The following is a 13,735-nucleotide window of genomic DNA, read 5'->3' on the forward strand; positions in this document are numbered from 1 at the left end:
CGTATATCGGAATTAGAGTGTTACTCTAGAGTCAAAATATAGAAGGTGAATCAATACGGATCGGCCAAGTCGGCGATACTCTCGGCGGGTCTCCGAACCTTCGAACGGGTCGGGTTCGACGACGCGACCGTGACGTCGATCTGCGCGCTGGCGGGGGCATCGAACGGCAGCTTTTTTCATTTCTTTGGATCGAAGAAGGGGCTGGCAGCGGAGCTGCTCCTTGCCGCCCTTCGTTCGTACCATTCGGCGATGCTGGCCCCGCTGGCCTGTAGTCCCGACGCCAAGACGGGCGTTGCAATGCTGATCGCCGCGCATCTTGGATGGGTGGTGGAAGAGCGTCGGAGTGCGAAATTTCTGTTCGAGCAATCGCGCGCGGAATGGCTGGCGGACTTTCGCAAGGAGCAGCGTGCGGAGAACGAGGACTTTCGGAATGGATTAGCGAGCTGGTTCGACCCGCTCGTGGCGTCGGGCGCTGCGCGCGAGATGCCGATCTCGATCTTCATCAGCCAGATCATCGGCCCAGCCCAGATCTTCTGTCGGGCGTGGCTGTCAGGCCGGGAGCGCAGCGATCCCCGCGGATATGCCCCGATGCTTACAGAATGCGCCATTCGATCCGTGGTCGTTCTGGAGAGTTGAATATGATCGTAGCTGCCCGGAACCAGCATCGGGGCACATCACATATGGTCTCTGGGTTTCAATGAGTGTCCACGTAGATCAATCGGTACCGACTGTCGCTGCTGTCAGAGCTACGGGAGCAGACACACGGATCATCATCGTCGATGACGATTTTACACGGCGCTTTGAGATGGTCCGCTACTTCGAGTCCTTCGATCTCAATGCGACCTCGGTGTCAGGATGGCCGGAGCTGCGTCGATGGCTGGTGCGGCCCGGTTCGCACCTCGTCATCCTCGATCTTGAAGTGGCCAGAGACAGCGGACTTGATCTGCTGCGCGAGATCCTCTCCCGCTTTCATGTTCCGGTTATCCTCATTGGAGGGTCGGTGAACGACAGTGATGGAATCGCAGGACTGGAAACTGGTGCTGACGACTATCTGGCACGGCCGCTGAGCCTACGTGAACTGGTCGCGCGGACCCGCGCGATATTGAGGCGCAAGCAAGTCAATGGCGCCGGCGCATCGCCAAATGGCATCAAGCCCCGGGGATACGCGTTCAACGGATGGACACTTGATCGACGCTCCCGGATCTTGCGGGATGGAACAGGAGATCCCGTCGCTGTGACGAAGGGTGAGTTTGCTCTTCTCCTTGCGTTCCTCGAAAAGCCCCATCAAACCCTTACCAGGTTGGACCTGATGCAAGCGATCCGTTTGAATCTGGACTCTACGGATCGGAGCATTGATGTCAGGATCTGGCGCTTGCGGCGGAAACTACAAAGCTATCCAGGCGCTCCGCCGGCCATCGAGACGGTGCGCAACCTCGGATACATGTTCAAGGCCGTTGTCAAACCACTATGAAAGGCGTCGAGGTGTTGGAAGTCGCATCGCCGGCGCGGAATTACGTTGGTAACGCTTGTTCGATTGATCCTCTGAAAAGATGGATGTTTGGTGTGACGCACTAGGCTCTTGGCTTGAGACAACCATCGGAGAATTGAGCGTGTCAGCATCGACAACAAAACCGACGACGTCATCCGCTAGCTACGGAGGCGATGGCGAATGGCTACAGACGAGGCCCGGTGAAAAGTGCTGCATCCGTGTGCCCGCCGTTGACACTGGTGGTGCGTATTCCGTGGTCGAGATTGTTTCCACCCCCGGGGACAGTACGCCGATGCACATCCACAGTAACGAGGATGAGTATTTTATCATTCTGGAGGGCACGGCACTTATTGCCCTCGGCGATAAGACATTCGACGCCGCAGCAGGTGCCACAATCTTTCTTCCCAGAAATATCCCTCACGCTTGGGGCAACGCTTCCAATTCATCGCTCCGCTTCCTCGGAATCTGTACGCCGGGTGGTGTCGAGGACGCGCTCCGCGTGATTGCTCGTGGGGGAGTGTCGGACCTCGTGGCTTTCTCAGCGAAATTCGGCGTCGAAATCGTGGGTCCATTGTTGATCCAGCCCGAAGGCCATTCGCCTCAGTAAATAACGACGAGGTCGGAAGCCAGTTGTGCAAGATCGCGACAGCGCGGTTCGCGCTGTCGCAGAGAAGCTCGCTCTTAAGGATGCCTGTGGTGCAGCTACGGCTCGTGGAATTAGTCACATTCGTAGCGCGTCTTGGCTTGACCGGCAGGACCGTGGTTGCGGCGGAAGTGCCTGCGCTCATTCATCTTGAGCAAACGTAGTCAACACGGATCGATTCCAGATATGCATGGAGTGTCCTGATGAGCGAGATTTGGCAGTTGTCCGCGACTGAATTGGCACGCCGCATTGCACTTCGGCAGTTGAGTTCGGTCGAGGTGGTGGATGCGCACCTTGCTCGCATCGATGCGGTCAACCCAGCGCTGAACGCCGTGGTGCGGGTGCTGGCTGACCAGGCTCGGGCAGCTGCCGATCAGGCGGATCGTCGATTGGCGGCAGGCGAGAGCGTTGGTCCTCTGCATGGCGTTCCCTTCACGGTGAAGGAAAACATCGACATGGCAGGCCTGCCGACAACCTGGGGCGTGCCGGCGCTAGCGGACGCCGTCGTCCCTGTAGACGCACCGGTTGTCGAACGGATGCGGGCTGCCGGCGCGATTCCGATTGGCCGGACGAATTTGCCGGATATGGCGCTACGCATCCACACGGTCAGTTCGCTGCACGGCCTCACGCGTAATCCCTGGCATCCGGGCCGCACCGCCGGGGGCTCCAGCGGGGGCGAAGCTGCGGCCCTGGCCAGTGGCATGAGCCCGCTCGGGTTAGGAAACGACATTGGCGGCTCATTGCGCAATCCCGCTAACGCGTGCGGCGTTGCATCGATCCGTCCTTCAGCGGGCCGGGTGCCCGACGCTGATGTCGGGCCGAAGGGAGGCAATTTGCTGGCTGTGCAACTGATGAATGTGCAAGGGCCGATGGCAAGGCGCGTGGCTGACGTGCGCCTTGCCTTGCGTGTTTTGATGGGGGCGCACGCACGCGACCCTTGGTCCATCGACGCGCCATTCGAGGGACCAGCTCTAACCCGGCCGATCCGCGTGGCAGTGATGCCGGAGCCTCCCGGTGGAAATACCCATTCCGCGGTCGCGGCGACCGTCCGACGTGCGTCACTCGCATTGGCCGACGCAGGCTATGTGGTCGAAGAGATCAATCCGCCGCGTTATGAGGACGCGATAAGTTGCTGGGCGCGCTTTATCCTCGGTGACTTCGCATCGGAACTTGACACGTTGTCCCTTATCCTAGGGGTCGACGCGATGAGCTTCCTGAACAACTTCCAGGCGGCGGTGCCTGCACTGGCCGATACGGCGGCTTGGTCGAACCTGATGGTCGAGCGTCACGCGATCGCAAGAGCCTGGTCAGTGTTCATGGCAGAGAGACCACTCTTGCTGTCGCCGACCTGGACACAATCGCCGCCCGAGCATGGGTTTGACTCAGCCACGGCAGAGGGAGCCGCCGTCGCCAAGGAGCTGATGCGTCCGGTGGTCCCGGCCAACCTGCTGGGACTTCCCTCGGCCTGTGTCCCAGCCGGGCGCGATGAAGCGACGGGCCTGCCGATTGGCGTGCTCGTCACCGGTCAGCGGTTTCGGGAAGATCTTTGCCTTGCAGCTGCGGAAGCGATCGAGACTCGCCTCGGTCTCGCCACGCCGATTGATCCGGTACGGTGAACCACCAGCTGCGGTCCTTGTGGCCGGAGCTGAGCAAGGTGATGCCTGCCGGCATCCTCGGCCGGCAGGAGGTAGGAAGGATGAGTTAGGAGATCCTGAGGTCGCCGACGCGCATCATGGCGATGCGGTGAGCTCATTCAGCAGCGATCTCGCCCGCACCAGATCCGCGGTTTCGAACCCCTCGGTGAAGCGGGCATAAATCGAAGCCAGCAGCGCGTGTGCCGCTTGTCCGCGGTTCTGCCTTCGCCACAATCGTGCCAGGCTGGTCGCAGTCCGCAGCTCCCAGGACAACGCGCCCTGCTTGCGCGCCGCATCGAGGGAGCGCCGGAACAAGGCTTCGGCTGTTTCGTCGGCGCCGGAACAGGCGTCCTTGAGAATGGCCTCGGCTTCGATGCGAAGGAGCTCAGGGCGGCACCAGCTCGCGATGCCGGTTTCGGCGCGTGTGATCGCATCTGCGGCGAACGGCGTCTCACAGCATGCGATGAGCATTTCGAGGTGCAGCGCGCTGAACAAAGGATCGCGCTGCAGATCGAGGCAGGTTGCGCCCGGTCCAGTCGGCTCGTCCAGCCGAAACTTGACCGCTGCTTCGAAGCAGCGTCCCCAGAAGTGCCAATAGGGCAGCGAACACTGCGCCGAATGATCAACGAACATCGTGGCGAAACGGCTGGCAGTCACCAGGTCGCCGGCCAGCAGGGCAGTGGGGCAGGCGCAAAACAGGACGAAGCAGAGCGAAAGCGCATGGTCGGCAGCCAATCCCTCGGCGACCGCTTCGTGCGCGGTCCGCAGCGCGCGGTCGGGGAACCCCTGGAGCCAGAGAATCTCGGCGAGCAGGCTGCGTGGAAGATGATAGGCATCATTGCTGAACCACGATGCCGTCGGCAGATCCTGCGACAGGACGTTCTCGGTATGGCGGCGTGCAATCGCCTGGTTGCCAGCAAAATGTTGGCTCAATGCGAGCAGCCGCTCGCTCATGGTGACGGCTCCGTCATCCAAATTCAATGCGGCATGCCGGGCCCGACTGGAGAGCTCGACCGCTGAAGCATAATCGCCGGCGGCGACGCGCGCCATTCCAAGTCCCCAGAGGGCACGCCATTGGGCCGCGGGCTTGCCAAGCAGGTCGGCAATTTCCAGTCCTCGCTCAAACGCGGCGGTCATTCCCGGCTGTGGGCCTGTCGTATGCATGTACGCGTAGCCAAGCATGACGTTGAGCTTCATCTCGATCGTCACATCAAGGATGTTCCCGGCCTTGAGAGCCTGTTGCGCCCGTTCGAGATGCCTTCGATACTCGTCGATCACCGAGAGCCGGAACCAGATCGGCGAGGAAGCCAAGACGAGCTCTGCACTGACGATTGCGTCGCCCCGTGGCGAGAAGCACCAGTCAAGCGCGACACGGACGTCGTCGAGCATGCGATCGAATCTCGCCGGCCAGGCCGCCGTGTTTGTGCTCAGGGCCCGCACATGTTCGCACATGGCGCAGCAAAGCTCGGCGTGCCGTCGCCGCGCGGCTGGCGCTTCGCCGAAGGCTTCGAGTTTCTCCAGCGCATAGAGGTGGGTCGTCTCGAGCATACGAAACAGCACTTGCTCGCCGGTCACATCGGTCATGATCAGCGACTTTGCCGCAAGACTGGTGATACCGTCGAGCAGTTCGGCAGCACTGATCTCGCTGCAGGTCGCCACCTTCGTCGCTGATTCGAGATCGAAGCGACCCGGAAAGACGGCGATCCGCCGCAGGATCGCCCGTTCGACCTCCGACAACAGGCCATAACTCCAATCGAGCGTGGCACGGAGCGTCTGTTGCCGCGGCACCGCGGTGCGTCGGCCTCTGGTCAGCAGCTGAAGGCTGTTGCCCAGCCGCGCGGCCAGCCCACGCGGCCCAAACAAGTCGATCCGCGCGACCGCGAGCTCGATCGCAAGCGGAATGCCGTCAAGACGGCGGCACAGATCGGCCACGACCGGCACGTCGGCATCGTTGAGCTCGAAGTCGTCGTGGCTGGCAACGGCGCGCTCGACGAACAGGCGGATAGCGGAGAACGTCATCGCCTCCTTGGTGGTGAGGCTGGCGGATGCCGGCGGGATCGACAACGGACCGAGCCGATACACCCATTCGCCTTCGGCACGGAGCGCCTCGCGACTTGTTGCAAGGATGTGGACGCCCGGGGCGGCCCTGAGCAGCTCTTCTGCCATTGCAGCTGCGGGTCCGACCACGTGCTCGCAATTGTCGAGGATGATCATCACGTGCTTCTTCGCCAGAAATGTCCGAATTGCCGGCACCGGATCGTCGGAGAGGACCGCAAGCCCGAGCGCGGAGGCTAGGGTGGCGGGCACAAGCGCGTGATCGGTGATGGTGGCGAGATCGACGAAGCAGGCGCCTTGCTCATAGTGCGGCGCGAGGCGTTCAGCCGTGGCAACCGCAACGGTGGTCTTGCCGATGCCCCCGGGACCTACGACCGTCACGAAACGTTGCTGCGGCAAGCGTTCCACCAGATCCCTGACAACATCGGCCCGACCGATGACGCGTGAACATGGGGCGGGCAATTCGGCACGGCGCTCGGCCGGATCGGTGCGCACAACGGGCGTGGGCTTGGCGTCGCCGAGGCGTGTGACCGGCGCGATGAAGCGATATCCACGACCGCTGATGTTCTCCACGAAACGGCTGCTGTTGTCGCTGCCCAGAACTCTGCGGAGCGCCGCAATGTGAACCCTCAGCGTCGCCTCTTCTACAACGGTGTTCGGCCATACGCGGGCGATCAGTTCCTCCTTTCCGACGACGTCCCCGCAGCGCTCGATCAAGGCGAACAGAATCTCGAAAGCGCGGCTACCCAGCCGGATCGGCTGATCACCTTCGAGCAGCACGCGTTGGACCGGGAGCAGGCGAAAGGTGCCAAAGGCCAACACAGGTGCGCTTGGCTGCTGTACACCATTCGACATCTATACGTATTGCCTCATGGATGGCGCCGAAAGCGAACTACATCTAGCTATGCAACGAGCGAAGTCTAATGCGGATCTATGCAGAGGTCGGCGTCAAAATGAATCAGAGTCAGTGCTACAAGGAAGATGTTGCAAATGTCACAGTTTGAGCCGTGCCAGCATAAACTGCGACTCGCCGCTCCAAGCCGATTCGAGGCTGTGGAAAGCCTCCTTTGTGGCCGCGCGCCGGTTTGTTGCACGCTGGATCGGTCCTTTTTGGTCTCTCCGCATCATGCTCTTTTGCCTCGGCTGTCAAACAAAAGGACTGGCTCGTTGCTCGCTGCCTTTCGACTGATAGACATGATTGCATTTGCAACACCTCGAACACGAAGCCGTTATCCGATATGACGGCGGCGGTGAAGCAACAGCAGTCGATTGCCACCGTTCGCGTTTCGTAGATCGCGAATATCGGGCGGACGATCGCAGAGTCTTCTACGAGCAAGTTACGAGCAGGTCTGCCGTGGGTTGCCGTAGGAGAGCCGCCGTCAATCGGAGCCGCGCCGCCGCCGTGCGCACGCAGATCAATATGGTACGCAGGGCTCGGCTTGAGCTTCGGTGGCCTCGTTTCGCGCAGCTGCCATTTGAACGTCAGTCTTCCGCTGTATCAACTGACCAAGGTTGCCGTGGCCTGATTGCGGAGCCTTCGATGCCGATTATTGATAGGTCCGCCTTCTCGGTTTGGAAAATTCTCCTGAGAAGGTCGCACTCGCATGCCTCTGCGCCACTTTGCGGCGTTTATCGAACACGCTATGGAACAACCGAACAACGCTTGCAATGACGGTCTCCGTGATCGGATCGCTGGTCGCGGCTGAGAGCACGATGGCTTCGGCTTCTCGGGCTTTCAGGTTGGTAGAACTGCTCGAAACCGCCCTTTCAGGCTGATTATATGCCATGCGGATGACTCCTTTTTTAATACCTCGAAAGCGGCATGCGGTGTCCAGCGCGACTCGGAACTCTGCGAGCTCATGGTGCTGCCACCGCTGTCCGGCAATCTGCAAGGCCTGCCGAATTAATCTGAAGTGATTTGACTACATGCTGGTGTCCGCAGCGCACGATATCGTTGCGGCTGAAATCCCGCGGGTATCCATCGCAAACGTTCTGGGCGAGAGATGAGACAGACACCGTTCTCGCTCCTGAAGGGGCGCTGTGAATGAGTGATCGACGTCTGTTGAGGAGGCGTCTGAGTGCGGCGAGATCAGTCAGCGCGAATTGAAGTATTGGACGGAGTTGTTCCGTATCGGAACGCTCAGTCGTTAAGGACGAGATTGCACGATGGAACTTACTGTGTGAGGGCCGAAATCGTCGTGGGGAACAACGCACTTCGCTTCGATCCGATGCGCGACTACTGCTGCGGACTCCGATCCGCGCTCGCTTCGTCGAGGGTGTCGAGACCGCTGATCAGACGGAGCGAGATTGTTGCGGGACGAGCTCATCGTATCGCCCTGATCGCCGCGGTGACCATTTGCATCTCTTAACTTCTGTTGCGGTGCGCCAGGTGCATATTGCTCGCGATAGCTGATCGTCTTCAAGGCGGAACTCCCGCGGACCGTATGAACAGAAATATGTTCACGTCTCTTCTTGCAGTATGCCCACAAAATCAGGCTAGCGATGGTGTCGAATTCGCCGCCGCGCGCAGCATGCGCATCCTGGTCGCGGACGAGAACCAGGACACGTGTCATATGATCGTGAGCTACCTTAGAGAGCAGCAGATTGCTGCTACGGGCGCGTCGGAGCGCCACGATGTGATGGACAAGCTTGTCGCCCAGGCGCCTGGGCTGCTGATCCTTGACCTGCAGTTCGGCAGCAACAGCGGCCTGGATCTGCTCCGAGAGATACGGTCGAACTACGACGTGGCAGTCATCACCATGGGTTATCCATGCAAGGACATCGATCCGGTGATCGGGCTGGAGATCGGCGCCGACGACTATCTGAAAAAACCGTTCAGCATGCGAGAGCTTCTGGCGCGTATCCAAGCCATATTGCGGCGCAAGCCGGGGCTGAGAAGCGGCCTTGCCCTCCATCCCCGGCTCCATTGCTACGAGTTCAGCGGTTGGCATCTGGATCCGTTGACGCGCCGTCTGACCAGCCCCGACGGACGGCCGGTTGCAATCACCAAGAGCGAATATGCGCTGCTGCTTGCTTTTCTTCGCGCACCGCGGCGGCTGCTCAGCCGCCAGGCTCTGCTGCGGGCAACGCATGTGCATGAGGACATTTTTGATCGGACGATCGACGTCCAAGTTATGCGCTTGCGGCGCAAGCTGACGATCGGCCCGGACGCGCCACCTCTCGTCAAGACCGAGCGCGGCCTCGGCTACGTGTTCACGTCGGCCGTCGATGAACTTGAGCGGGACATCCCAGGACGCCTGACATGACTTGGCATCGATGAGCGAGTCCGACTCATGCCATCCGCGGCTTGACGATTGATGCGTGCAAGAGAGCCGAACTCATTTCACCTGGGACATGAAAAATGAAAGACTCGAGGATCGACCATTTTTCGCCGTCCAGTACCTCGATCATTTCGTTCAGGTTGCTATCCACAGAGGATCTCAGTCAGCTGCTCAGAGCAGGAATGGCGGAATTAATCACATCCGTAACGCATCTCAGCTTGATCGGCCGGACCGTCGCTGCGATGCAGGTGCCTGTACTCATTCGCCTTGGGTAAACGCGGTCCACGTGGACCGTGGCCAGATGCACACGGAGGGCTCCGATGCGCGAGACTTGGCAAACTATCCGCGACTGAGCTGGCACGCATTGCACCTTGGCGGCTGAGTTCGGCCGAGGCGGTGGACGGGCATCGGCGATGGCTCGACAACTGTCCACCGCACTTCGCTCGAACGACAGGAGGATCGAATGCAGGAATCCATTCTTGCCAGAGCCGCGCGCGCGGCGGTCAGGATCTGCCTCAAGCCTGCATTGCAGCCGGCGTTCTCAATCGATACCCAGCGGATATGGGCTAACCTTGCGGCGCGCACTCTGGGCGCGCCGTTCGGCGTCCGCTTTGCTAATTCGCGTCTGGCCGGCGTTCCCGTCGAAAAAGTGCAGCCCAAGGCCGGACGCCTTTCTTCGGCCCGCGCCGTACTTTTTCTGCACGGCGGAGGATTCGTCATAGGATCGCCGGTCAGCCACCGCAGCATCACCGGCCGTCTCGCCAAGCTGGCGTGTGCTACAGTGTACGCTCCGGACTATCGGCTCGCCCCCGAACATCCGTTCCCAGCAGCGTTGGACGACGCGTTTGCCTGTTACCGCGCGCTGTTGGAGCAGGGCTATGCCGCGGAGCACATCGCCGTTGCCGGAGACTCGGCCGGTGGCGGTCTCGCTCTGTCGCTCTCTCTCCGCTTGGGGCAGGAGGGGATTGCGCGACCTGGTTGCATCGTGCTCATTTCACCTTGGGCGGACCTGACGCTGTCGCAACTGGCAGATATTCCGGACGACGCGCTGCTACGCGCTTCGTGGCTCGCTCATGCCGCAGCGGCCTATCTGAAGGGGCGGCCTGCCGATTCACCGCTCGTATCACCGCTTTACGCTGATCTCGCGGGCCTGTCTCCGGTCCTTGTTCAATCGGCCTCCGAGGAAATCTTGCGCGCAGATTCCAGGCGTCTCGTCCAAGCACTCAGCGTGGCGAGAGTCCCGGTCTCGCATCGCGAGTTTCCGCATATGTGGCACGACTTCCAGCTTTACGCAGGGATGGTCCCGGAGGCGACGCTCGCGCTGGAGGAAATGGCCCGATTCATAACGGAGCATCTGACGGTGAAGATGCGTGATCACGCGGCGAACGATGTCGCAGGCGCTCTTCAGGCTGGCGCGGTGCAAAGTGGGAGATAGCTATCAGCTCGGCCGAAAGACAGCGCACGTCGCCTGCCATCACGACGCACAAGATCGGCAAGTTCGCGAGAGCGGCGACCGGCCAAAGTTGCCGTTCTTGGCATGCCGTGCAAAGCACCGGCGCGGAGACCGACGGTTACGGCAGCAATGCTGTTGTCCAGGCCTGTAATGCGCCGGAAATTCTGGGCTGCCAGTGTGTCCTCCGTTCGTGCTGTGGCAAGAAGCCATGTGGCGCGGTGCTATCGGCTTCCGTTGCTTGTCGCCGCCGACCAGCATCCGAGAGATGATGGTCGGAGCTATGGCGCAGTACAAACCCAAGTGCGCGTAACGGACTGGAGGAGTTGATGCAAAGGATAGTTGCTACCGTCGCCTGCCTTGTTCTTGTGGCATTGCCCCACGCTGTGCTTCGTGCACAGACACAGCAGGGCATCACGGCGAAGAACGACAAGAGCGCCGAGCAGGCGGACGGCGCGCTGAACGCCGCCTACCAACGCTTGCTGGAGAAAATCTCGCCGGCCGGACAGTCGGCCCTTCGCGAAGCGCAATCGACTTGGCTGCACTTCCGGGATCAGGAATGCGAGTTCGAAGCGCTCGGATCGACCGGCGGCTCCGTCCACCCGCTGGCGATCCTGATCTGCAAGGAGCGCATCACGCGGATGCGAACTGCGGAGCTGGTCGCTCAAATCAATTGCTCGGAAGGCGACTTGACCTGCGGACACCAGTGAGCGGACGGCTCCGCATGACTGGGGGCGACGGCAGGCGCCGCACAATCTGTCACGAATGTGGGCGCCGAGGGAGTACCAGCTGGATTGTCGCTTCTAGCGCGGTCTTGAGTTCGACGTTTGAGTTGCAAAGATGCAGGCAGGAGGACCCAAACGTCAAATCCGCTGCATTAGACCCAACCGCCATCGACAATGTAGTTCTGGTTAGTACAGGCGCCGCTGTCGTCGGCGGCGAAGAACACCACGACGCGGGCGATGTCGTCCGGCACGAGTTTGCGCTTGAGGCATTGACGCTGCATGATCTCGGCCTCGCCCTCCGGAGTCAGCCACAGATCCTGCTGCCGCTGGGTCATGATCCAACCGGGCAGGATGGAATTGACTCGCACGTTGTTCGGCCCAAGATCGCGGGCGAGCGCACGCGTGAGGCCCTGAATCGCGGACTTGGCCGTGGTGTAGCAGGGCATGTTGCCCTGGCCGATCACCCAGCTCACCGAGCCGATGTTGACGATGGCGCCGCCGCCCGCCTGGATCATATCGGGCACGACCGCCTGGGCGCCAAAGAACTGATGTTTCAGGTTCACGGCGATCCGGTCATCCCAGTATTCCGGCGTGACCTCCGCGATGGTGTGTCGGTCGTCGCGAGCGGCGTTGTTGACCAGAATGGTGATCGGCCCCAACGTCTCGCGAACGCCACCGACTGCGCGTCTCAAGGCGCCGATGTCGCGCAGGTCGGCGTGCTCGAAGTGCACGTGGGCATCTCGCGGCAGGCTCGCCAGCAGCTGTTCCGAAGCCTTCACATCGACGTCGATGAAGCCGACCCGCGCGCCCTGGCCGATGAATTGGCGTACAATGGCTTCGCCGATGCCGGAGCCGCCGCCTGTCACCAGGACGGTGCGGTCCTTGAGGCTTGGATAGATCGCGCCCTGCATGCGTGTCCTCTCGATTCGGCGCTTGACGCGCGCCGGTTGCGTCGCTGCGACAAGGCCGCAGCTGCGGTATTCACTCGGTCGTTTCCATGTGGTTTCGGTCCACGACCCGCAGCGTCCGCCGCACCATGCCGTCGACAATTGCCGTCGATTCGCACGGGCGCAGATAAATCGCCGTGGACTTGAGCAGCCACGGCAACACCGCCTGCTCGAGCCGCTCCTCATAGGCGTGGCGCATCATGTCAAATGCCTGCAGGCCGGGGCCCGCGAGGATGACATGATTCGGGCGCAGCACCGATATCGTTGCTGCGACTGCCTCCGCAAGCGCGTGGCCCGCCTGCTGGAATAACTGCTCGAAACGAGGATCGCCGCCCAGCGCGCGCTGGCGCAGCAGAGCCATCTGCGCCTCGGACGGCTGCTGCGACACCGCCGGCGGCAAGTCTACAAAAGTGCGGGCGTCGCGGTAGAGCGCATAGTCCGCGAGATAGGCCTCGACGCAGCCGCGTTGGCCGCAGCGGCATTGCGGACCGTTCGGCGCCAGCTTGACGTGGCCGATCTCGCTGCCGGCACCCCAACGCGCTTCACCGTCGACGACGACGCCCATTCCGACGCCGTGGCCAACCATGATCGTGGCCGAGAGCCCCTGTGCGAGGGCGGGCTCGGCGGCTGCGAGGGCCAGCGCAACTGCGACCGCGTCGTTCGTCATCACGACCTCGACCCCGAATGCCTCGCGCAACGGCTTCGCCAGATCGACGTCGGTGACCGACAGCGCCGGACTCCACAGCAGCCGGCCGGTGTCCGCGTTCACGATGCCCTGCAGCGCAATCCCGATTCCCAACAGCCGATCGCGCGGCGTGGCTGTCTGGACCAGCATCGCATCGATCTGCGCGGCCACCAGTTCGCACAACCCGCCCGCATCGAGAGCGCGCGTCGCCAGCGTCAATCGCGATTGCGCCACGCCAGAGCCACTGAAATCGGCGATCAGTGTCTCGATCAGGTTCATGCGCAGTGAGACCGTGATGATGCGGCCGAACTCCGGGTTCATGGTCAGCAGCACCGCTGGACGGCCACGGCGGCGGCCATTCAGCCCGTCCGAATCCTCCTCGTCGGCATCGTCGGACCAAGGGGGCGCCGTCCCCGTATCGGTCTCGGCCTCGCACAGCAGGTCTTCGGCCATGAGTCGCGAGGTGATGGCCGAAATAGCCGGGAAACTCAGCCCGGTGCTTCGTGCGAGCTCCACACGCGGCAATGGCCCCTGACGTCGCAGGACTTCGACGAGGCGGCCGCGATTCGATCCGCGGGCCAGGCTTGAAGCACGTCTCGTCGACTCGGGCTGCTCATCCATGCAGTCCTTTTAATTCGCCCACTGAAGTTAATCAATGTGTGCAACGCACGCGCAGCCGAAGATGGCACCTGCGGGCAGCCTCATGGTACCCGGTGCGCTATTCGAACTTGAAGACAGAAGAAACAACATCCTTGACTGGACATATTGTCGCGCCTAATTTGTTCGCGGCGTGAAGAAAATAAGGGCGCAAGAAGCGCCATGCGTC

Annotated in this window: 13 protein-coding genes and 1 pseudogene; 9 read left to right on the plus strand and 5 right to left on the minus strand. The window is 61.5% G+C overall.

Going from position 1 to position 13,735, the window contains the following annotated elements; all coding sequences use genetic code 11:
* Positions 1-45: 45 nt before the first annotated feature.
* The 4 genes from ACQR1W_RS23710 (at position 46) to ACQR1W_RS23725 (ending at position 3,748) form a co-directional block, all read left to right on the plus strand.
* Positions 46-636, plus strand: coding sequence for a TetR/AcrR family transcriptional regulator (locus ACQR1W_RS23710; RefSeq protein ID WP_434853068.1), 591 nt, complete (start codon positions 46-48; stop codon positions 634-636).
* Positions 637-697: 61 nt separating this feature from the next.
* Positions 698-1,471, plus strand: coding sequence for a winged helix-turn-helix domain-containing protein (locus ACQR1W_RS23715; RefSeq protein ID WP_434853069.1), 774 nt, complete (start codon positions 698-700; stop codon positions 1,469-1,471).
* A gap of 79 nt (positions 1,472-1,550) precedes the next feature.
* The gene (locus tag ACQR1W_RS23720; protein WP_434853070.1) at positions 1,551-2,096 is read left to right on the plus strand and encodes a cupin domain-containing protein; all 546 of its coding nucleotides are present in this window, start codon (positions 1,551-1,553) and stop codon (positions 2,094-2,096) included.
* Between the two features lie 239 nt (positions 2,097-2,335).
* The gene (locus ACQR1W_RS23725; RefSeq protein ID WP_434853071.1) at positions 2,336-3,748 is read left to right on the plus strand and encodes an amidase; all 1,413 of its coding nucleotides are present in this window, start codon (positions 2,336-2,338) and stop codon (positions 3,746-3,748) included.
* 114 nt (positions 3,749-3,862) lie between these two features.
* Here ACQR1W_RS23725 and ACQR1W_RS23730 read toward each other — a convergent pair whose 3' ends face one another.
* Entirely contained in the window at positions 3,863-5,503 is a 1,641-nt protein-coding gene (locus ACQR1W_RS23730; RefSeq protein ID WP_434853466.1) for a hypothetical protein, read from the minus strand.
* A 39-nt stretch (positions 5,504-5,542) separates the two neighbouring features.
* Between ACQR1W_RS23730 and ACQR1W_RS23735 the strand changes: the two genes are divergently transcribed.
* A complete protein-coding gene (locus ACQR1W_RS23735; protein ID WP_434853467.1) occupies positions 5,543-6,061 on the plus strand; it encodes a hypothetical protein in 519 nt (172 codons plus the stop codon).
* Between the two features lie 18 nt (positions 6,062-6,079).
* Positions 6,080-6,268: a hypothetical protein gene (locus ACQR1W_RS23740; protein WP_434853468.1), complete on the plus strand. Its 189-nt coding sequence runs from the start codon at positions 6,080-6,082 to the stop codon at positions 6,266-6,268.
* A gap of 105 nt (positions 6,269-6,373) precedes the next feature.
* Here the strand turns inward: ACQR1W_RS23740 and ACQR1W_RS23745 are convergent.
* Together ACQR1W_RS23745 and ACQR1W_RS23750 are read right to left on the minus strand one after the other, a co-directional pair.
* Positions 6,374-6,676, minus strand: a pseudogene (locus ACQR1W_RS23745) (winged helix-turn-helix domain-containing protein); the annotation flags it as partial.
* A gap of 692 nt (positions 6,677-7,368) precedes the next feature.
* Positions 7,369-7,608 (minus strand): hypothetical protein, encoded by a 240-nt coding sequence (locus ACQR1W_RS23750; RefSeq protein ID WP_434853072.1) that lies wholly within the window; start codon positions 7,606-7,608, stop codon positions 7,369-7,371.
* A 669-nt stretch (positions 7,609-8,277) separates the two neighbouring features.
* Here ACQR1W_RS23750 and ACQR1W_RS23755 point away from each other — a divergent pair.
* The 3 genes from ACQR1W_RS23755 (at position 8,278) to ACQR1W_RS23765 (ending at position 11,262) form a co-directional block, all read left to right on the plus strand.
* On the plus strand, positions 8,278-9,087 hold the full coding sequence (locus ACQR1W_RS23755; protein ID WP_434853073.1) for a response regulator: 810 nt from the start codon (positions 8,278-8,280) through the stop codon (positions 9,085-9,087).
* Between the two features lie 478 nt (positions 9,088-9,565).
* The gene (locus tag ACQR1W_RS23760) at positions 9,566-10,537 is read left to right on the plus strand and encodes an alpha/beta hydrolase (protein WP_434853074.1); all 972 of its coding nucleotides are present in this window, start codon (positions 9,566-9,568) and stop codon (positions 10,535-10,537) included.
* 344 nt (positions 10,538-10,881) lie between these two features.
* Complete coding sequence (locus ACQR1W_RS23765; protein WP_434853075.1) at positions 10,882-11,262, plus strand: lysozyme inhibitor LprI family protein; 381 nt, start codon at positions 10,882-10,884, stop codon at positions 11,260-11,262.
* A gap of 167 nt (positions 11,263-11,429) precedes the next feature.
* Here ACQR1W_RS23765 and ACQR1W_RS23770 read toward each other — a convergent pair whose 3' ends face one another.
* Positions 11,430-12,188 carry an SDR family NAD(P)-dependent oxidoreductase gene (locus ACQR1W_RS23770; protein ID WP_434853076.1) on the minus strand — a complete coding sequence of 253 codons (759 nt, stop codon included), beginning with the start codon at positions 12,186-12,188 and terminating at the stop codon, positions 11,430-11,432.
* Positions 12,189-12,258: 70 nt separating this feature from the next.
* Positions 12,259-13,530 (minus strand): ROK family protein, encoded by a 1,272-nt coding sequence (locus ACQR1W_RS23775; RefSeq protein ID WP_434853077.1) that lies wholly within the window; start codon positions 13,528-13,530, stop codon positions 12,259-12,261.
* Between the last annotated feature and the right edge of the window lie 205 nt (positions 13,531-13,735).

Source organism: Bradyrhizobium sp. HKCCYLS1011 (genome assembly GCF_051167795.1).
In the GTDB taxonomy this organism is placed as follows: Bacteria; Pseudomonadota; Alphaproteobacteria; order Rhizobiales; family Xanthobacteraceae; genus Bradyrhizobium.